We start from the raw sequence: 21,093 nt of genomic DNA, 5'->3' as shown, positions 1-21,093 counted from the left end.
GCGCCTCTCCTTATTAGGCCTCAGAAAGTTCTTGTGCAATTTGCGGGTAACGCTCTTGCAACATATCAATAAATTTTTGCTGGATTTCCTTTAAACGCAAAGGACTATCAGCGTCAAATCTTACGGTAAAATACTCACCCGTATTTGATGCTCGAATAATGCCAAAACCATCATCAAAATCAAGACGTACGCCATCAATTTTACTAATATGAGCGCCTAAACGATGGCTCAAAATTTCAATGTCTTGCAGTACATGCTTAGGATCTGATTGGTGAGTACTGATATAGGTATCTTCGGTACAGCATCTTTCAGGATAAATAGAAAATAAATCCGAAACTGTTGCGGCACTAGACTCGGTGAAATATTCCATTACACGCAGTGCAGCATATATACCATCGTCATACCCAAAACCACGTCCGTCATTAAACACATAGTGGCCAGCATATTCGCCACCAAAAATGGCTAGGCCTTTGGACTTAGACAAGTATGAACGGAGGAAACTGCTACCCGTACGAATCATTTTCGGTTTACCACCGAGTCGCTCTACGGTTCTTTGAACCATAAGCGAACATTTCACATCAAATACAATTTCTTTATCGGGCTGCTGTTCCAGACACATTTGTGCAAATAGCGACAGTAACCGATCAGCTGTAAGTATGTTGGCTTTTTCATCGAGTAATACGACGCGGTCACCATCACCATCAAGCGCAATACCAATATCTGCTCTTTGTTCGACAATTGTTTTACGTAACTCTTTCAAATGTGCAGCATGTGAAGGGTCTGGCGCATGATCAGGGAATTCGCCATTTGGCGTCGTACGTAAGGCAATAACCTCACAGCCCATCTTTTCGAGTACCAGTTTCGCACAGTGCCCTGCCGAACCATGTAAACCATCTAACACTACTTTTAATGGACGTTTGAGTTGAATGTCGTCAAAGATGGCTTGCTGATATTTTTTGCAAAATTCTGATTTAAATTGAGGGGTTGATAATTCTAATAATGAAATCGGATGAGTAGGAACATAAGTTTGCGCGAACTCACCTACTTGCTGAATCATTTCTGGAGATGGAGGTTCGCTTTTTAAAATCCACTTAATACCATTATCTGATTTTGGATTATGGCTAGCTGTCACCATAATTCCATTACCACCAAACTCACGTGCAATGTAATACATCATCGGAGTTGAGCAACAACCAATGTTTGTAACTTTGAGGCCCTGCTCTACTAATATCTCTTCAATTAAATGCGCATAAGCTGGGCTTGTAAGCCTGGCATCATAACCAATGACCAGTTGAGTTTGTTCTGCTTGTTTATATTGTTGTGCCAATCCATAGGCAATTGAACGGACGACATCCGTAGTTAAATAAGAAAGTTTGCCTCTAATATCGTAAGCACGGAAAATATTTTTTGGGAATGAGTGTCTTACATTCATAGCGTATCTTCTATTTAAAGATCAATCTGATCTATCGCAAAAATATAGAGTATTCAAAAAGGTATTTGCTAAAAAAGTTAAAAGAGTATGAGTAAAGCGTGTTGTAATATAATTCATTGTAACATTCAAGGTATAAAAAGAAACACCTGTAAAACAGGCGTTTCTTTTCATTATTTTTTATAAGTTAATTATTGTTTACCAGTGTGACCAAAGCCACCAGCACCGCGTAAAGTTTCTTCAAATTCCTCTACTTGTTCAAACTCAGCCTGAACAACTGGGACTAAAACATATTGTGCTAAACGTTCACCTGGTTCTAAACGGAATGCGGTTTGACCACGGTTCCAAACTGAAACCATCAATTCGCCTTGATAGTCTGAGTCAATTAATCCGACCAAGTTACCCAGAACAATGCCGTGTTTATGACCTAAACCTGAACGTGGCAAAATTAAACCAGCAAAATTCACATCATGAATATAAATTGCCATACCTGTTTTAACTAATACAGTTTGGCCTGGTTCAATATCAATTGCTTCATCTAAACAGGCACGTAAATCTAAACCTGCTGATCCTGCTGTTGCATACGAAGGTAAAGGCCATTCTTTACCTAAACGTGGATCGAGCAATTTAACTTGAACTTTCATGGGATTTCCTAAAAATTAAAAAAATTAACGCTTTAATAAAGCTTTTAAATTTGCCAAATATTGTTGAGCCTGTTCTTTAGGGTCAACATTTGCTGCAATTTTCTTTTTACGCCCTAACCATTCGAGCTCGTCTTGTGGAAGCTCATCAAGGAAACGGCTTGGGGTCATTTGTTTCATTTGACCACCATTTTTACGCTGTTCTGCCAAAGTTAAAGTTAAGCCTTGACGTGCACGAGTGATTCCCACGTACATAAGACGGCGTTCTTCTTCAATGGTTTCAGCTGCAATCGAGTTCTTATGCGGTAAAAGCTCTTCTTCAAGTCCCATAATATACACAAATGGGAACTCCAAACCTTTTGCTGCATGCAAAGTAAGTAGGTTTACTTTGTCAGTGTCCTCTTCTTCTTGCTGTTGTTCTAACAAATCGAGCAAGACCAGTTTTCGAATAACGCTTTCAATGTTCTTTTCATCAACATCTTCTGCACGATTAATCAGATTTTGAATACTGGTAAATAAATTCTCGATGTTATCGAGCTTACTTTTCTCTTGAGCAGGTGTTGCAGACTGCTCACGAATATAGTCGATATAACCTGCCTCATTCATCATTTGACGAACTTTAGGTACAGGCTCATCGTCTTCTAACAACTCACGAGTAAACGTTGCGATAAAGTCAGCAAACTCATGTAATTGAGTTTCTGCCTTTTTAGGAAGCACCATACTTAAACGCTGGTCGGAAGAGGCACCAAGTAAAGACAAATTATTTTCTTGCGCAAATAATCCTAGCTTCTCAAGAGTAACTGGGCCAATCGCACGTTTAGGCGTATTAATGATACGTAGAAAAGCACTGTCATCTTCAGGGTTAATAATAAGACGTAAGTAGCTCATTACGTCTTTAATTTCTGCACGAGCGAAGAATGATGTACCGCCAGAGAGCTTATACGGAATCTGCATTTGGCGAAGCTGGGTTTCTAATACACGCGCCTGAAAGTTACCACGGTACAATACAGCGTAATCTTTCCAGTTCTTACCATTCATCAGTTTATGAGTCAGTAAGTCTTTGACTACACGTTCAGCTTCATCGTCATCATTACGACAGGTAATAATTCTAATGACCTCACCATGGCCTTTATCACTCCACAATTTCTTATCAAAAATATGCGGGTTATTTTGAATCACACAGTTTGCAGCTTTCAAAATACGGCTGGTCGAACGGTAATTTTGCTCAAGCTTAATAATATGTAAATTTGGAAAATCCTGTTTAAGCAAAGCCATGTTTTCAGGCTTCGCCCCTCGCCATGCATAAATCGACTGGTCATCATCACCAACGGCAGTAAACTGCCCCATTACACCAACCAATAGTTTCACTAAAATATATTGTGCAGTGTTGGTATCTTGATATTCATCGACCAATAAATAACGAACACGGTTTTGCCACTTATCACGTACCTCTGCATTTTCTTGCAGTAATCGTGTTGGCATAACGATTAGATCATCAAAGTCGACTGCATTGTAGGCACGTAAATTACGCTCATAAAGTTGGTAAAGATGGGCAAATTGAACATCTTCGGGTGTTTCACACGTCGAATGTGCTTGTTCTGGCAAAATCAGATCATTTTTCCAATCTGAGATTTTCTTCATTGCCTTGGCAATTAACTCTTTACTCTCAGCACCTGACAAATTATCGCGATGCATCAGGTCCATCAAAATACGTTTACAGTCATCTGCATCCAAAATCGAAAAATTGGCTTTTAAAGGTAAATTTTTAAGTTCTAAACGTAAAAGATTTAAACCAAAAGTATGGAAAGTCGAGACTGATAAACCTTTTGCCTCTTCGCGTGATAAAAGCTTGGTTACACGCTCTTTCATTTCACGTGCAGCTTTATTAGTAAAAGTCATCGCTGTAATACGATGCGCTGGAATACGGCAATGTTGCACCAAATAGGCAATTTTACGAGTAATTACCGATGTTTTACCTGAACCAGCACCAGCAAGCACCAATAAAGGGCCTTGAGTATATTTCATGGCTTCTTCTTGCTTGTCGTTCAATTGACTGGCAGATGACATCGTGTATTACCTCTTAATTTTTCGAGCATGATTATAGTCATCTCTTTTTTAGAATCCCAATAGTAAATCTACGGATATGTATAAATGATGTCTAATAATGCAATTTATGCGCCGCAGAATGTCGTGATTATTTCTTGTACTGCACCCATAAAAAAACCACCCGAAGGTGGTTTTTGAAACAATAAATTAAATCTTATTGTTTAGCATAAATGCTGATTTCTACACGACGGTTTTGTTCACGACCAGAAGCAGTTGAGTTGTCTGCGATTGGGTTAGAAGAACCATAACCTTGTGCATCGATACGGCTTGAAGAAACGCCTTTACCAGCTAAATAGATTTTAACTGATTGAGCACGTGCTTGAGATAATGGAATATTGATAGAGTCATTACCTGTGTTATCTGTGTAACCAGTAACTAAAATCGCACTCTTGTTATCTTCAGCCAATGTTTGCGCTACTTTGTCCAAAGTTGCATAGAAGTTTGGCTTGATGTTTGATTTGTTCGTATCAAAAGTGATGCTACCAGGCATGATCAATTGAACAGAACCATCTGGGTTACGGCCTACTTCTACACCAGTACCCGCCATTTGTTCACGTAATTTTTTCTCTTTTTGGTCAAGATATAAACCACCAGCTGAACCAAGAACTGCACCGATTGCCGCAGCACGGTTGTTTTGACGGCTAGAGTTTGCACTTGATTTAGAAATACCATAACCTGCTGCTGCGCCGATTAATGTACCTAACGCGGCTTTATCGTATTCAATTCCACCAAGGTTGTTACCTGTTGTCTGACAACCAGAAAGTACTACTGCTGCCCCTACGACTGTTGAAATAACTAATGCACGCATTGCATGCCTCCTCACTTTGTGTGTTTTGTTGTCTGGATGAATAATGAAACAAAAAGGAAGTATAAAACATTGATATTTTGTTAATAATAAACAGTTTAGTTAGTTTTTTGTAATATTTTGATGCACTTTAAGACGTGCACTCATCACAATTTCTTCATTGTTGTCTAAGATACCGTTGTATTTCATTTCATGATAGTTATAGTTGAACAACTTTCTATGGATTTTGGATATTCGGGGCCATTTATATGTCAACTGCACCCAATAAGCAATCTGCGCTAAAAAAAATTACACGTGGACTCACTGTCGGTACAGTCATTACAGGTAGCACCTTTTTTCATGGACCACCTGTATTGGCTTTGGGTTTAACCAAGTTATTTAAAAAATCATCCAAAGTAGATGAAACCAACATTCAAATTACAAATAGCTGGCTCAGTGTCAACAATTGGCTCATTGACCATGTTCTACCTAATTTAAAATGGGACATTACGATCGATGAAGGTCTTGATTTAAGTATGCAAGGCCGTTACTTAATGACTTGTAACCATCAAAGTTGGGTTGATACGACTGTAAACCAGTATTTCGGCTTAACCCGTATGCCACTTACCCGTTTTTTTACCAAGTGGGAACTCATCTTTATTCCATTCGTTGGTCAAGCATTTAAAATTTTAGGCTTCCCAATGATGAAACGTCATACCAAAGAGCAAATCGCGAAAAACCCTGAATTAAAAGACCGCGATATGATGGAAGCACGTAAAGCATGCGAACAGCTCTTAAGCCAACCTTTTACATTATTAAACTATTTGGAAGGTACACGCTTTACTCAGGAAAAACATGATCAACAAAATTCGCCATATAAACACTTACTAAAACCTAAAGCAGGTGGTTTGGCACTGGCTTTAAATATTTTAGGCGACAAAATTGATGCTTTAGTTGATATGACGATTGTCTACCCTGACGGTGTACCAGGTTATGGCGATTTCTGGTTAGGTGATGTTTCACAAATTGCGGTAAATCTTCGTAAAATTGAAATACCAGCTTGGGTACTCGGCGGTAACTACGAAGATGACCCAGTTTACCGTGAGCGTTTTCAACAATGGGTACATGAACTCTGGACTGAAAAAGATCAACTCATCGAACAAATGAAAGCTCGATATACTACTTCAACTCATTAAAAGCATTTATAGCTATGCAAAACAGTTCCAGAAAACAAGCACAATATTACCATAAGGACCCAAACAGCATTTCATTTAAGCTGTTTTTGGTTTATGACATCTTTATGGTGTTTATTATTATTTTCAATCTGTTCTGTCTTGCAGCAAATTTCTTTTTAATGAGCAGTATTGGGGCATGGTTTTTCGAACATATTCACTTGCCCCAAGTACTCAGCTTTTATAAAACCTATTTACACCCATGGGTAATTACGACAGAAGCTTGGTTTATTGGCTTTTTAATTACTGAATTTTTTGTCCGTTGGGGCATTTCTATTGTTTATAAACACCATAAACGTTGGTTCTTCTTTCCATTTATTCACTGGTATGAAATTTTAGCCATCATTCCGCAATTGCGTTTTTTACGTTTGTTTCGTGCCGGCATTATTGCCTATCGCTTATATGAATTAGGCTATCCGGTTATTCCTGAAAGCTGGAGAAAAAACGGTTTATTTTATTATCGTGTCGTTATGGAAGAGCTATCTGATCGTGTGGTTATTACGGTTATTGATGGCATTCGTAATGAGCTTCAAACAAGCTCAACACATAAGCAAATTATCCATGAGCTGGTTAACCATCATCGTGAACAATTTACGGTTACCCTGACCTCCATATTACAAGAATCCTTAGCTACAGCATTAAAAGAACAAAAGCCCGCAATTACAAAAGGTGTTGGACAAATTGTTGATCAAGCCATAGAAGATACGCCAGAATTAACCCAATTATTACGCTTAATTCCTTTAGTCGGAGGCCGTATTGAACAGCAAATTCAAAGTATTGGTCAAAGACTTGGGGAAAATATCAGTGCAGGTTTAATAGAACCTTTAATTGAAGGGTCAAAAGAACAGCCCAATGCAACTTATCAATTAATTTCAGAAAAAATAAGTAACGTGAATATTAATAACCGTGAGCTTGAACAACTTGTAGAGTCTGTAGTGTTTGAAAGTCTCGAAGCAATTCGCAAACAAGTTAAAGTCAAACAGTGGCAACAAACCCTTGCGGAGCATGATCGAATCAAAGAATAAGCATTTACTTAATTTTTTATGAAACACGCTAGAGAATTGGCACGATTTGTTCTAGCATTTGCTCTATTTACAATAAACTTAACGATATTACAGCTCGTTTTAACGCCTTGAAGGAAGACTTATGGCTGATATCCGGATTACCGGCAGAATGGTTAACTTTAGCAGGATAACCTTCGATACGAATGATCATGATGTGATCCGCCAGCAATTATCAAATATTCTAAATGAAGGTTCCTATCAGGGAACTGTCGTTATTATAGATAGTACTGTGGAGCAAGAGCTCATTGCTTTAATTCAGTTGTTAGTCAGCTTAGGTTTACAGCCTATGGCGGTTATTGACGGTATTTTAGGTGATGAAGCACGCGCCATTCAGTTCCCTGTATTACCGGCAGACCAGCCATTACAACGCATTAAAGCAACTGCGGAGCAAGTTGCAATTGTAGATAAAGCTGCCCCTGCACAAGCTTCAACAGAAACAAAAAAACCACTAAATAATAATGCAGTTGCCCATATTACCTCTTATCATGATGAAATTTTGCGTACAGGCCAATCTCTTGTACAAGACCAAGGCGATATTATTTTAAAAGCTGGCATGAATAGTGGATCTGAAGTGATTGCTTCAGGAAATATACATATTTATGGCACGGTTCGTGGTAGAGTCATTGCTGGTGCGGGTGGGCACGCTGCTGCACGCATTTTTTGCCAATCTTTAGAGGCTGAACTCGTTTCCATTGCCGGAACATATTGTGTCGCAGATGATATCCCTAAACATGTGGTAAAAAAGCCAGTACATATTTATTTAAATGAAAAGCAAGAGCTTGAATTTGAAGCTCTAGAACTTTAGTTTATTAAGCAAATCACCAAAAAACAGCCCTTTTAAGGGTGTATGTATGACCATAATAGGAGTGGATTCGGTGGCCAAAATTGTTGTCGTAACATCAGGCAAAGGTGGTGTAGGTAAAACTACAACGAGTGCATCTTTTGCAACAGGTTTAGCCCTTCGTGGTCATAAAACTGTTGTGATTGACTTTGATGTAGGCTTACGTAACCTTGATTTAATTATGGGGTGTGAGCGTCGTGTTGTTTATGATTTCGTCAACGTAATTAATAATGAAGCACGTCTGCAACAAGCCCTTATTCGCGATAAAGATATCGAAAACCTTTACATTTTGCCGGCTTCACAAACCCGTGATAAAGATGCTTTGAGCGACGAAGGTGTTGCTCGTGTAATTGATGAGCTTTCTCAAGAATTTGATTACATTATTTGTGACTCACCTGCGGGGATCGAGCGTGGTGCGATTTTAGCAATGTACCATGCAGATGAAGCAATCATTGTGACAAACCCTGAAATTTCTTCAGTACGTGACTCTGACCGCATCATCGGAATGTTAGACAGCAAAACTAAAAAAGTTGAACACAACGAAGGACGTATACGTAAGCATTTATGTATTACACGTTTTAACCCTGAACGTGCTGACCGTCAGGAAATGCTGACGATTGATGATATTTCTAAAGATATTTTACGCGTACCGACATTAGGTGTTATTCCTGAATGTCCAAGTGTATTACAAGCATCAAACGAAGGTAAACCAGTTATTCTGTACTCAGAAACTAAAGCTGGCCAAGCGTATGATGACTTGGTTGCTCGCTTTCTTGGCGAAGACCGCCCTTATCGACACATCACAGCTCAACCTAAAGGCTGGTTAGCACGACTATTTGGAGCGTAGATATGGCAGGATTCTGGAGTAAATTATTTAGCAGTGAAGAAAAACCATCAAGTGCTCAAACTGCCAAAGATCGTTTAAAAGTTATTGTTGCATCAGAACAAGGTTTAGGCCGTCGTTTAAGCCAAGACAAGATTGACCAAATGAAGAAAGAAATCATGCAGGTGGTCAGTCGTTATGTAAGCGGTGTAGGCGAACAGCATATCCAAATGCAAGTTCGTTCTGAAGCAAATATCGAAATGTTAGAAATGAATATCAATTTACCTGAAGAACGATAATTCTATTTCTGACTATTCAATAAATCAGAATCAAGGCAAAATAACGCAAGTTATTTTGCCTTTTTTAAAATGAGGAGATTGTCATGGCATTATCACAGCCAGCAACTTTCAATGAAGAATGGTCCGATGAGCGTGTTTTTGCCTACCTCAACCAACTTCCTCCAAATGGTGTGAATGCAGACTTTCATGTGCTCTACCATGCTTTCAAACATATGCGTCCAAATGACTATGAACGTCTTTTGACTAAATTCGTTGCAGATGGACGAGATATCAATGCAACAAATCCGGAAGGTGAACGCATTCATGACGTGATTGCTAAGTTTCCGCGTCAATCAGCGCCGTTTTTAGAAGTTTTAGCAAAGTTTGCTTAAGCTTCTTTTATTTGAATAAGACTACATAATCTATCTTGGTAGAACTTAGTAGATAGATTATGTGGTTTATTCAAGTATCTAAATTATTTACTTTTATAAAAAATAATCTTAAAGTCATCAGCACTATTTCATTCCAAATATAAATTCATGAATCCAGAACCTATTAATTTAAATCAAACACAATCTATCCAATCAAATCATATAGAAAATTTAAAAGTTATTAGCCTTAATAAGTTTATCGTTCTATCCATAATTTCCTTTGGCCTATACCAAATTTGGTGGGTATTTAAAGCATGGCGATTTTTTCTAATCAAAGATAAATTAAATATTATGCCTGCTGCCCGTGCAGTTTTTTCTATATTCTTTTTATATTCACTATTTAATCGAATAAAAACCTATTCAAAAGAACAAGAATATCCTCATGACTTCTCGTCAGGCTGGATGTATTTAGCATATCTAATTACGAATTTACTGGTTTACTTACCAGAGCCCTATTGGCTCATCTCTCTCTGCGATATTATATTCTTAATACCAGCATTTAAAGCACTGAACTATGCACAAAAACAAATAGAAACGACAATTGAGCAAGAGAAATTCAATACATCTCAAATCACTTTAATTACTATAGGTTCTATTATGTGGCTACTGATTCTTATCAGTTTTATTATATGATTCCTGTATAAATGATCTAAAATTTAACTTATTGATATTTTAAAAATACTAAAATTTAGTGATTTAAAAAGCCTCTTTAAGAGGCTTTTTTTATTGTCTAGATTTACCGGTTTCCAATCAAGAAAATACCAAACACGGTGAAAATACCACCGGAAATACCATCAATCCATTTTGAAAAATTACGGTAAGCTACTCTGAAACTCGGTAATGAGAAAATAAAAGTCACAAAGCAGAACCATAAAATCGTTTCAACCGACACAATAATAAAAAGCAACCAATGAACTTGATCAAGCTGAGGGTTAGCTAAAAATAAAGAGAATACACTACCAAAATAAATCACGGCTTTAGGATTCGATAAATTGGTGAGTAATCCCTTCATAAAAAATAAGTAAGGTGCTTTAGGCAACTCAACAGCTGTAACCTCTTGCTGCTGATCTTTTGAAAATGCTGAACGCAACATTTGATAGCCTAACCAACATAGGTACAAACCACCTGCGATGAGTAACCCTTGCTTTAACCAAGCCATTTTCTCAAAAATAATATTTAAGCCCATCAATGCTAAAGAAGCCCAAAACATAACACCTGCTGTTATTCCTGCCACAACTAACATGGCTTCTTTACGAGAGCGGCTCACTGCGGTCTGCGATACCAGAAAAAAATCAGGCCCTGGAGTAATAAGCGCACAAAAATGAATAAAAGCTAACGTAATTAACGCGACTAACATGTTGTCCTCCTGATTTGTTTCATTGTTATTTATTGAGAAGCACACATTAGCATTTTTTACTATTTGATAAAATCTCAAACTGCCCGTAGTAATTATTATTTTTAACCATAAAAAAGCCTCCGAAGAGGCTTAATTTTAACTATAGATATTAAACTAAAATATCGCGCTTACCATTAGCACCCATAGCACTCACAATACCATTCTCTTCCATTTGGTCGATAATGCGGGCAGCACGGTTATAACCTAAGCTAAACTTACGCTGTAATGATGATGTAGATGCCTTACGAGTTTCTAGGACAAACGATACACATTGGTCATAAAGTGCATCACGGTCTGAAGCACCATCACCCTCTTCAAAGCCACGCGAAGCTGGCTCTTCATCAAATGGTGTTAAGATCTCATCTACGTAGTCTGGTTCACCACGTTCACGCCATGCATCACAAATACGGTTAACTTCATCATCACTAATAAATGCACCATGTACACGTTCTGGCTCAATTTTACCTGGCCCTAAGAACAGCATATCACCATGGCCTAACAAGTCTTCTGCACCACCTGCATCCAAAATAGTACGTGAGTCAATTTTACTGTTTACACGTAAAGCTACACGCGTTGGAATATTGGCTTTAATAAGACCCGTAATAACATCTACCGATGGACGCTGAGTTGCAAGTAACAGGTGAATACCAGCAGCACGAGATTTTTGCGCCAAACGCGTAATCATTTCTTCTGCTTTCTTACCTACCTGCATGATCATGTCGGCGAACTCATCTGCCACAATCACAATTGATGGTAATGGCGTTAAACGAGGTGCACGCTCTTGTGTCGCTGAATCACTTGGTTTCCATGTTGGATCAATCAAGTCTTCTCCATTCGCAATTGCTTCTTCAACTTTTCGGTTGTAGTCACTTAATTTACGAATTTTGAGGAACGACATAAGCTTATAACGGCGTTCCATTTCATTTACACACCAGTTTAGTGCACTAACTGCATCTTTCATGTCAGTGACTACAGGCGTTAATAAATGCGGAATATCGTTATAGTTAGCCAATTCAAGCTGTTTCGGGTCAATTAAAATTAAACGTAATTGATCTGGCGTATATTTAAGTAACATCGACAAAATCATCGAGTTAACGGCAACAGATTTACCTGAGCCAGTTGTACCCGCAACTAACATATGCGGTGCTTTTGCCAAGTCTGTTAGTACCGGATTACCCGAAATATCTTTACCCATTGCCATACTAATCAGAGCACTTGGGTCACGATATGCTGGTGTTTCCAACAGCTCAATTAAACGTACCATTTCACGGGCACTATTTGGTACTTCAATGCCAATATATGGTTTACCCGGAATAACCTCTACAACACGTACAGACGCCATAGACATTGAGCGCGCCAAGTCACGGGAAATATTAGTCACTTTAGATGCTTTCACACCCGGTGCTAAATCTAATTCAAAACGTGTAACAACTGGACCAGGCTGAGCTTCAACAACCTGCGCCTTCACATTAAATTCTTGTAATTTAATCTCAAGCAATTCAGACAAACGCGAAAGCTGCTCTTCGGTAAAGTTAACTTTCTTATTTGGGTCAACCTTATCAAGTAATTCAAAACCCGGTAATGTTGGTAAATCTAAACGCTTTTTGGCTACCTGCATTGCACGCGACATTGGTCGACCTGATGCATCTGTTAATGGCGCATCAAAATCGAATTCATCCTCAAGATTGTCTTCTGGCTTTCCAGCAGTTTCTTGCCAAGCTTCAATGAATTCTTCTTTTGAAAGCTTCTCTGCACCAATCGTAGTTTGAATAGGAGCTTTTACAAATGCTGAAGATTGCGCATAGCTACTTGCTTTGACCGGTTGAGTTGCTGGGGCAATATCTTCATCAATTAATAAGTCATCAAAATCATCAAATACTTGTTCATTTGATAAGTTTTTAGGTGACTGATTTAAATTTGATACAGGTGCAGATGTTTCAACTGATGGATGAGTTGTTTGCGGTGCTACTGCTGATTCAACATGATGATCTTGAACGAACGGAGTATGTACATCAGTAGCAGTTTTACTATTTGGAACTGCTGCAAGCAATTCATCAAAAATCTCATCATCATTCCAATCTAAGACTTGATGAATATTCGATGCTTGAGGTTGTGCTTGTTTAGCCTGATAAGCCGTTTCTTGGAATTGCTCATGACTTGGATGTTCATTTGAATCATCCGCAGCTCTTAACAGTGCATCAATTTCTTGCTTATGACTTGCATCATCGCGCTGTAGGGCACGCCAAACCTCACCTGTCGCTACTAAACGCTCACTGTCTTTTTTAAGCTGTTGAGCTTGTTCAAGCGTACGCTCAAAGTTTTCTGGCTGAGGCGCTGGTTTTTCTTCAACAGTTTCAGACTGACTTTGCTCTTTCGCTAACACATCGGCAAATAAACGCTCCGCCATTTCATCGTGTCGTGTAGAGCTAGCTTTGGTTTGAGTTTTTTCTGGCTGAACATTTAGCTCTGCTTCATCAGTAACGTCAGCATTAGGCATCTCGGCAACTTTTACCGTTGCTGTTTTATTTGCAGGCTGTGTAGTTAAATCATAAGCAGATTCATTTGGCGATACATTCTTATAGAATAAATCTTGTAAATAACTCGGCATTGCTTTGAGCGTAACCCATGTTTTGCTCCACTGCACCCCAAATGCCAAAGTGAACAATACCACTCCGAAAACCAATAAAAATAAGGTCGCACCATAAATTGTTAACAGTTGAGATAAGCTCTGCCCTAATTCATAACCAATAATCCCACCTGCCGCATTATCTAAAGTATCTGCAGGTACATTCCAGTGTAAGTAAAGCAAACTAGACACAACAAGAATTAAGAAGAACTGAGCAGCATAACGGAATGGACGGTTTAGAAAACTATGCGGCCACCAGACTTGAATCGCTTCAACAAATAAGAAAATTGGAATAAGTAAACTTGCCCAACCTAAAAAGCCAAACAGCAAATCTGCAATCCATGCACCGGCAATACCACTTGCATTGGATACTTGCTGAGTATCACTTGAAATATGCATCCAGCCCGGATCAAATGGCGTATATGTTACTGTCGCCAGAAACATATAAATACCAAAAGAGACCAAGAATAATGTCATCAATAAGCGCTGTGCATAAACACTTGACACCGCAGTCATATACTGTCCTGTAACCCATTTAATTATTGGTTTAGAGATGTGAAGACCTACATTTCAGATCTTCAACGAATGAACTTTATATTATGCACCTGTTCTTACAAAAAAGGTGCATGATTCTTTACAGTTGTTGTTAACATAAGGCTCTTCTATATTGTTATATAACTTAATTCGATTGTCCTGATCAATATTATCCACATTGATTTCACGCTATTGGTCGGCAATTTCACGTATAATTTTCAAAATTCTCGAAATAAATAAGGATACCCTCAATGAGTGCTCGTCATTCTCGGTTAATTATTCTCGGTTCTGGTCCTGCGGGTTATAGTGCAGCTGTATATGCAGCACGTGCAAATCTTAAACCAACACTTATTGCTGGTTTACAACTTGGCGGCCAACTTACAACGACAACCGAAGTTGACAACTGGCCGGGCGATCCTGAAGGTTTGACTGGTCCTGCTTTAATGGACCGTATGCAAGCACATGCTGAACGCTTCGGTACTGAACTCGTCTATGACCATATTAATGAAGTGGACTTAAATGTACGTCCTTTTGTTCTTAAAGGTGATATGGATGAGTACACTTGTGATGCATTAATTATTGCAACTGGTGCGACAGCTCAATATCTTGGTTTAGAGTCTGAACAAAAGTTTATGGGCCAAGGCGTGAGCGCATGTGCAACATGTGATGGCTTCTTCTATAAAAACCAAAAAGTAATGGTTGTAGGTGGTGGTAACACCGCTGTTGAAGAAGCGCTTTATTTATCAAATATTGCTGAACATGTAACACTGGTTCATCGCCGCGATTCTTTACGCTCTGAGAAGATTTTACAAGATCACTTATTTGCTAAAGAAAAAGAAGGCAAGATCAGTATTATTTGGAATCATGAAGTTGAAGAAGTCCTTGGTGACAATACTGGCGTAACAGGTGTTCGCTTAAAATCTACAAAAGATGAAAGCAAACAAGATGTACAAGTTCAAGGCTTATTTATTGCCATTGGTCATAAGCCAAACACTGGAATGTTTGAAGGCCAGTTAAACTTACGTGATGGCTATATTCAAGTACAAAGCGGTACTTCAGGTAATGCAACAGCAACTTCTGTAGCAGGTGTTTTCGCTGCGGGTGATGTTGCTGACAGTATCTACCGTCAAGCCATTACTTCAGCTGGTTCAGGCTGTATGGCAGCATTAGATGCAGAAAAATATCTAGATAATCTTTAAGTTTAGATATTTCAAACAGCCGTTATAAAACGGCTGTTTTTTTATCATTTATAATAATTGCTGGCTGCCTCAAATTAATTTTTATAGCATAACCCTTAAGCACACATTATTTTAGTTTTATGAACATACTACCTCTATCTCAATATATTTTTCCAGATCCAGAGGAAGCCGATCCAGATGGTCATGGTCTAATTTGCATTGGTGCTGACCTCTCCCCTTCTACCCTCTATGAAGCATATACTCACGGACTCTTTCCTTGGTTTAATGAAGATGAACCTATTTGTTGGTGGAGTCCTGAACCACGCTGTGTGATTTACCCTCAAAACTATAAACCAAGTAAATCGCTCATTCGGAACATGAAAAAGCACGATTACACCATTACGGTAAACCGTGCTTTTGAACAAGTCATTCGTTCATGTTCACTACCTCGAAGTTATGCTAACGAAACTTGGATTAGCGAAGATATTATTCAAGGTTACTGCGCGTTGTTTAATTCAGGTTATGGCTACAGCATAGAAGTTTGGCAAGACAAACAGCTGGTAGGCGGTTTATATGGAGTTACGATTGGTAAGGGTTGTTTTGGCGAGTCTATGTTTAGTACTCAAACCGATGTTTCTAAAATGGCTTTTTATACTTTAATGTTAATCGGTCAAGAAAATCAGCTTCCTTGGGTCGACTGCCAACTGGTAAATAGTCACTTAATTAGCTTGGGGGCTTGTACACTTTCTCGGCAGGAATATCTTAAATCGTTACAAGATGTAATTATTCACCCCTCTATCAATTGGAAAAAGTATCAAGAACGTGTATTTTCAAGTAAAACAATAGCATTAAATGCAAAATTAATGGAATGATAACAGGAGGGACCAATCATGAAATCATATCACCCGAAGTCCCTTTTAAATGATCTGCAGTACTATATTACTCCACCTCACGATTGCAGCTATTTAGAAAATAAGTCAGCACGTATGGTCTTTTTAGACCCGATTCACCGAATTGATGTGGTGACTCTGTCAGAGTTATCGCGATTAGGTTTTCGTCGTAGTGGTGACTTTGTATATCGTCCTGAATGTCATTTATGCAGACAGTGTTTGTCTTGTCGTGTACCAGTTGCCGACTTCCAAATGAACAGTATGCAAAAAAAAGCATGGAAGCGGAATCAAGACCTTACCATGACTGTTCTGCCAACACGGCAAGCTGCACAAATTCATTATGATTTATATGAACGTTACATTAACGAGCGCCATGCCGATGGTGATATGTTTCCGCCAAGTTTAGATCAATTTGAAAAATTCCTAGTTCATAGTTGTACAGATAGTTTCTTCTTAGAGTTATGGAAAGATAATCGTCTAATTAGCGTTTCTACATGTGATTTAATGGATGATGGATTATCTGCGGTCTATACATTTTTCGACCCAGACGAGCACCGCAGATCTTTAGGTGTTTATTCAATTTTGAATCAGATCGAATATGTAAAATCACTTGGTTTAGAATATCTTTACTTAGGCTATTGGGTACCCCACTCAGCTAAAATGAATTATAAGTCTCAATATACTCCACTAGAACTTTTATTAGATGGGCAATGGCGCCGCTTAAATAGATCATTATCGCCAGAGGAGATTAATCAGTTAGGTAACTCTCTCATGACAACGTTACCTTCTGAATGGAATAATTTAATTATTAAATAATCTGATTTTGTCTTGTTGTTAAAACAACAAGACAGTCATTTTAGAATAAAGACGCAAAATCGTCGGTACAGCTTTTTACCATAATAACGGCATTTTCACGCCCACCCTCTTGAGTTGGGTAATAATTGCGACGCACATCAATTTGATGAAAACCTGTTTTTTCGTATAAACCAATGGCTGCTTTATTACTTTCACGAACCTCTAGAAAAATTTGTACAGGTTGATTTTCTAACCGCTCAATCGAGGTTTCCAACAATTGATATCCTAAACCTTTACCTTGCATTTGAGGATCAATTGCCATAAGCAATAAGTTCGCTTCATCTAACACAGATTGTAAAATACAAAAACCGACGACCTTATTATTTAACTCAATTACCGTACACTGATAAGAGTTCACAGACTCTACAAATTGCTGCCTAGACCATGGATGTGTTTGAACAAGCTTCTCAATTTGGGCAACACTATCAATATCGGAGGCTTGCATAGTACGGATCATGAGTTTCAGCACATTTTTAGATTTCAAAGTAAACGTATTATAGAAACTTAAATAGAAAAAACGAGTAAAAAAAAGAGCAATTAAATTGCTCTTTTTCCGGACAGTTTTTTAAAGCCCTAACTTTTCACGCCAAGTGGCCAATAAAGCTGTCGTATCTGAATCATTTGGATGGAATTTTGGTCTTAAGAAATCAAGTAACTCAGGAATTTGACGGGTCATAAAACCTTTACGACCATACATAAACTTGAGCATGTACTTCGTATCTTTCCAAGTTAGCTTGTCATCAGTCTTAAGTAACTTAGCAGTAAAATAAGATTGTGTAGCGAAGATTAATGCCATCGCAATAATTAAAGCGGTTGAGCGCATAAAATAAGCTTTTGGCCCTTGCCCATACATACTTGTATACACATCAAACGCAACAGCTTTATGTTCATTTTCTTCTACTGCGTGCCACATCCATAAGTGATACATGGTGTCATCTTGGAACATGGCTTGAATTTCAGGATTTTGTAAAAGTTCAGCGGCAATCGTCGATGTAAAATGTTCTAAAGCACAAGTACCTGTCAAATCAATCATTTCTTTAGTATAGCCAAAAGGTTTCATTAACTTGGTTACAACTGCTGTACCCATTTTAATAACTGTACCTGTTTGCTTTTCCATTTTGCGAACATCATATCCATACGCTTGCGCAGAAGCGTTAAATGCTAAATGTTCTTTAGAATGCATAGCTTCTTGACCAATAAAAGCACTTATTTCTTTTTGAAGAGCCGGGTCAGCAAGCTTTGGATCATTTCGTACTGCACGTGTACTATTTACAAAGAACTGCTCGCCTTCAGGAAAAAGAGCCGATAATGCTGTCATAAAGTGAGTTAATCCTGCATCGTAATTTGCCCAATAACGTGGGACTTGAGCAAATTCAAAGTCCATACGACGTACAGGGAAACTTGCTCCAGCACGATTAGAAATATTTACTTTAGCATTCATGTCAGACTCCTTTAAGTGAACCATCAATTCACTTATATCCTTATTTATTTTCTTAATATTTATAATAATACGCCTTTGAAAGCGCTATTTAAGTGCAGATGAGGACAGCAAATTATCAGATGAGGTCATCACTAGCCCCTTTCTGGAGCAAAATGAACATATATCAATTTTAAAAACGAGCAGTGGTTTCAAGACAATAAAAAAGGACTGCTAACAGTCCTTTTCACTTTATTTTTAATTTAAAGTCCAAGTTTGGCTTTCCATGATTTTAATAGGCTAACTGTATCTAAATCATTAGGATGAAAGCCTGGTTTAAAATAAGCCAACATCTCTTTAGCCATAGCCGTAATAATGCCTTTCGACGGGCTATAACCATATTTATAAATCACAGACAATTCATCTAAGTTTAATTTTTTATCTTCTCTTAAAAGACGGAGTACAAACGAAGATTGAATTGCGAAAATAAGCGCCATCGCAAATACAAGTGAACTTGTACGTAATGCATAAGCTTTAACACCTTTGCCAAATACGCCTTCGTATACATCAAAAGCTACGGCTTTATATTCATTTTCTTCTATTGCGTGCCAATACCACATAGTTGACATTGTTTTGTCTGTCATAAGCTCTTGAATATGAGTATTAACTAAAAGCTGAGATGCAATCGTTGCAGTAAAATGCTCAAGAGCCGTAGTCGCAGTTAAATCTACCATTTCTTGCGTCATACCAAATGGTTTTACGATCTTTGCAAAAGTTTTACGGGCAGTCTGAATAGCTGTATCAGTAAATTTTTCCAACGACTCTACATCATGACCGAACTTTTGTGCAGATGCATTAAAGTTCACATGTTCTTGAGTATGCATAGCCTCTTGACCAATGAAAGCACTAATTTCTTTTTGTAGCTCTTCATTGTTTTTAATCGCTGGGTGATAACGCACCGCACGTACACTATCAATAAAGAACTTTTCACCAGCAGGAAATAGTGCTGATAATGCTGTCATAAAATGTGTAAGGCCAGCAGAACCATTCATCCAGTATTCTGGTACATCATTAAAGTCAAAGTTCATACGACGTACAGGAAAGCTTGCTCCGGCACGATTCGTAATATTTACTTTAGCGTTCATAGTGAAAGCTCCTTGCTAGTAACCGTAGTTACTTAAACTTTATTGTTCGTTTTCTTGATTCTTATCATACAAAGTTAATAAAAAGGCTTAAGTGCAAATAGGGACATTGAAGTATCAGTTAAGGCCAGCTTTCTATTGAATTGTCGAACAATTAAACATAAAAAAAGCGCCCCAAAAGGAGCGCTTTTTCACTGAAAAGTGATTATGCAGTTACTTTCGCAACAACACCAGCACCTACAGTACGACCACCTTCACGGATCGCAAAACGTAGACCTGGGTCCATTGCGATTGGGTGGATTAATTCTACTGACATTTCAACGTTGTCACCTGGCATTACCATTTCAACGCCTTCTTTCAACTGGATCGCACCAGTTACGTCAGTTGTACGGAAGTAGAACTGTGGACGGTAACCATTTAAGAATGGAGTGTGACGACCACCTTCTTCTTTAGAAAGTACGTATACTTCTGCGTCGAATTTAGTGTGCGGCTTGATTGTACCTGGTTTAGCAAGTACTTGACCACGTTGTACGTCTTCACGTTTAGTACCACGAAGTAATACACCACAGTTCTCGCCTGCACGGCCTTCGTCAAGAAGTTTACGGAACATTTCTACGCCAGTTACAGTTGTTTTAACTGTATCTTTAATACCAACGATCTCTACTTCTTCACCAACTTTAACGATACCAGATTCTACACGGCCTGTTACTACTGTACCACGACCAGAAATTGAGAATACGTCTTCGATTGGCATTAAGAATGCTTTGTCGATAGCACGTTCTGGTTCTGGGATGTAAGAGTCAAGAGCTGCTACAAGAGCAAGAACTGATTCTTCACCGTAAGGACCTGCTTCACCGTTAAGAGCAGCAAGAGCTGAACCACGGATTACTGGAGTGTCATCACCTGGGAAGTCGTAAGTAGAAAGAAGTTCACGAACTTCCATTTCTACTAATTCAAGTAATTCTTCGTCGTCAACAAGGTCGCATTTGTTTAAGAATACGATGATGTAAGGTACACCAACCTGACGAGAAAGAAGGATGTGTTCACGAGTTTGTGGCATTGGACCGTCAGTCGCAGCACATACAAGGATCGCGCCGTCCATCTGAGCAGCACCAGTGATCATGTTTTTAACGTAATCGGCGTGGCCCGGGCAGTCAACGTGTGCGTAGTGACGAATTGGAGAATCGTATTCTACGTGTGAAGTATTAATTGTAATACCACGTGCTTTTTCTTCAGGTGCTGAGTCGATTTGCGAGTAATCTTTCGCTTCACCGCCGTAAGTTTTTGCACAAATAGTTGCAATCGCAGCAGTTAAAGTTGTTTTACCATGGTCAACGTGACCGATTGTACCCACGTTTACGTGTGGTTTATTACGTTCAAACTTGGCTTTAGCCATGATGATCTTCCTTTATTAACTACTCATGGA

At 38.5% G+C, this 21,093-nt stretch carries 20 protein-coding genes; 10 read left to right on the top strand and 10 right to left on the bottom strand.

From position 1 onward, the window contains the following. Positions 1 to 13: 13 nt before the first annotated feature. The 4 genes from ABLC00_RS04485 to ABLC00_RS04470 form a co-directional block, all read right to left on the bottom strand. The gene (locus ABLC00_RS04485) at positions 14 to 1,432 is read right to left on the bottom strand and encodes a phosphomannomutase/phosphoglucomutase (protein WP_033846641.1); all 1,419 of its coding nucleotides are present in this window, start codon (positions 1,430 to 1,432) and stop codon (positions 14 to 16) included. Between the two features lie 188 nt (positions 1,433 to 1,620). Further along, complete coding sequence (gene dut / locus ABLC00_RS04480; protein WP_004710234.1) at positions 1,621 to 2,073, bottom strand: dUTP diphosphatase; 453 nt, start codon at positions 2,071 to 2,073, stop codon at positions 1,621 to 1,623. Positions 2,074 to 2,097: 24 nt separating this feature from the next. Continuing rightward, entirely contained in the window at positions 2,098 to 4,137 is a 2,040-nt protein-coding gene (locus tag ABLC00_RS04475) for a UvrD-helicase domain-containing protein (RefSeq protein WP_002052000.1), read from the bottom strand. 193 nt (positions 4,138 to 4,330) lie between these two features. Next, positions 4,331 to 4,984 carry an OmpA family protein gene (locus tag ABLC00_RS04470; RefSeq protein ID WP_033846640.1) on the bottom strand — a complete coding sequence of 218 codons (654 nt, stop codon included), beginning with the start codon at positions 4,982 to 4,984 and terminating at the stop codon, positions 4,331 to 4,333. A gap of 245 nt (positions 4,985 to 5,229) precedes the next feature. Between ABLC00_RS04470 and ABLC00_RS04465 the strand changes: the two genes are divergently transcribed. The 7 genes from ABLC00_RS04465 to ABLC00_RS04435 all read left to right on the top strand — a co-directional run bounded on the left by ABLC00_RS04465 (position 5,230) and on the right by ABLC00_RS04435 (position 10,262). Beyond that, complete coding sequence (locus tag ABLC00_RS04465) at positions 5,230 to 6,156, top strand: acyltransferase (protein ID WP_002051994.1); 927 nt, start codon at positions 5,230 to 5,232, stop codon at positions 6,154 to 6,156. 14 nt (positions 6,157 to 6,170) lie between these two features. Beyond that, the gene (locus ABLC00_RS04460) at positions 6,171 to 7,217 is read left to right on the top strand and encodes a hypothetical protein (RefSeq protein WP_033846639.1); all 1,047 of its coding nucleotides are present in this window, start codon (positions 6,171 to 6,173) and stop codon (positions 7,215 to 7,217) included. A gap of 121 nt (positions 7,218 to 7,338) precedes the next feature. Further along, positions 7,339 to 8,061, top strand: a complete 723-nt coding sequence (gene minC, locus ABLC00_RS04455) for a septum site-determining protein MinC (RefSeq protein WP_031997463.1) — start codon at positions 7,339 to 7,341, stop codon at positions 8,059 to 8,061. Positions 8,062 to 8,131: 70 nt separating this feature from the next. After that, positions 8,132 to 8,944: a septum site-determining protein MinD gene (gene minD, locus ABLC00_RS04450; RefSeq protein ID WP_001074362.1), complete on the top strand. Its 813-nt coding sequence runs from the start codon at positions 8,132 to 8,134 to the stop codon at positions 8,942 to 8,944. 2 nt (positions 8,945 to 8,946) lie between these two features. Further along, a complete protein-coding gene (minE, locus tag ABLC00_RS04445) occupies positions 8,947 to 9,219 on the top strand; it encodes a cell division topological specificity factor MinE (RefSeq protein WP_000896934.1) in 273 nt (90 codons plus the stop codon). An 83-nt stretch (positions 9,220 to 9,302) separates the two neighbouring features. Further along, the gene (locus ABLC00_RS04440; RefSeq protein ID WP_001218560.1) at positions 9,303 to 9,590 is read left to right on the top strand and encodes a PA4642 family protein; all 288 of its coding nucleotides are present in this window, start codon (positions 9,303 to 9,305) and stop codon (positions 9,588 to 9,590) included. A 147-nt stretch (positions 9,591 to 9,737) separates the two neighbouring features. Then, a complete protein-coding gene (locus ABLC00_RS04435) occupies positions 9,738 to 10,262 on the top strand; it encodes a tyrosyl-tRNA synthetase (protein WP_033846638.1) in 525 nt (174 codons plus the stop codon). Between the two features lie 103 nt (positions 10,263 to 10,365). On the opposite strand, the gene rhtC is transcribed toward ABLC00_RS04435, so the two are convergent. Then, positions 10,366 to 10,986 carry a threonine export protein RhtC gene (rhtC, locus tag ABLC00_RS04430; protein WP_002052086.1) on the bottom strand — a complete coding sequence of 207 codons (621 nt, stop codon included), beginning with the start codon at positions 10,984 to 10,986 and terminating at the stop codon, positions 10,366 to 10,368. A gap of 148 nt (positions 10,987 to 11,134) precedes the next feature. After that, entirely contained in the window at positions 11,135 to 14,167 is a 3,033-nt protein-coding gene (locus tag ABLC00_RS04425) for a DNA translocase FtsK (RefSeq protein WP_033846637.1), read from the bottom strand. 269 nt (positions 14,168 to 14,436) lie between these two features. On the opposite strand from ABLC00_RS04425, the gene trxB reads away from it, so the two are divergent. The 3 genes from trxB (at position 14,437) to ABLC00_RS04410 (ending at position 17,069) form a co-directional block, all read left to right on the top strand. Further along, complete coding sequence (gene trxB, locus ABLC00_RS04420) at positions 14,437 to 15,384, top strand: thioredoxin-disulfide reductase (RefSeq protein WP_033846636.1); 948 nt, start codon at positions 14,437 to 14,439, stop codon at positions 15,382 to 15,384. 119 nt (positions 15,385 to 15,503) lie between these two features. Beyond that, a complete protein-coding gene (gene aat, locus ABLC00_RS04415; RefSeq protein ID WP_004710244.1) occupies positions 15,504 to 16,235 on the top strand; it encodes a leucyl/phenylalanyl-tRNA--protein transferase in 732 nt (243 codons plus the stop codon). 18 nt (positions 16,236 to 16,253) lie between these two features. Continuing rightward, the gene (locus tag ABLC00_RS04410; RefSeq protein ID WP_002052085.1) at positions 16,254 to 17,069 is read left to right on the top strand and encodes an arginyltransferase; all 816 of its coding nucleotides are present in this window, start codon (positions 16,254 to 16,256) and stop codon (positions 17,067 to 17,069) included. Positions 17,070 to 17,109: 40 nt separating this feature from the next. Here the strand turns inward: ABLC00_RS04410 and rimI are convergent, their stop codons facing one another. From rimI to tuf, 4 genes are all read right to left on the bottom strand, one after another. Next, positions 17,110 to 17,565: a ribosomal protein S18-alanine N-acetyltransferase gene (gene rimI / locus ABLC00_RS04405; RefSeq protein ID WP_033846635.1), complete on the bottom strand. Its 456-nt coding sequence runs from the start codon at positions 17,563 to 17,565 to the stop codon at positions 17,110 to 17,112. 108 nt (positions 17,566 to 17,673) lie between these two features. Then, a complete protein-coding gene (locus ABLC00_RS04400; protein WP_002052039.1) occupies positions 17,674 to 18,549 on the bottom strand; it encodes a metal-dependent hydrolase in 876 nt (291 codons plus the stop codon). Between the two features lie 239 nt (positions 18,550 to 18,788). Beyond that, positions 18,789 to 19,670: a metal-dependent hydrolase gene (locus tag ABLC00_RS04395; RefSeq protein ID WP_348941220.1), complete on the bottom strand. Its 882-nt coding sequence runs from the start codon at positions 19,668 to 19,670 to the stop codon at positions 18,789 to 18,791. A 202-nt stretch (positions 19,671 to 19,872) separates the two neighbouring features. Beyond that, on the bottom strand, positions 19,873 to 21,063 hold the full coding sequence (gene tuf, locus ABLC00_RS04390) for an elongation factor Tu (protein ID WP_002157016.1): 1,191 nt from the start codon (positions 21,061 to 21,063) through the stop codon (positions 19,873 to 19,875). Positions 21,064 to 21,093: the final 30 nt, after the last annotated feature.

It is taken from the genome of Acinetobacter nosocomialis (assembly GCF_041021905.1).
Classification (GTDB): Bacteria; Pseudomonadota; Gammaproteobacteria; order Pseudomonadales; family Moraxellaceae; genus Acinetobacter; species Acinetobacter nosocomialis.
Note: the sequence above shows the minus strand (reverse complement) of the source record. Positions and strands in the feature narration are given on the sequence as shown.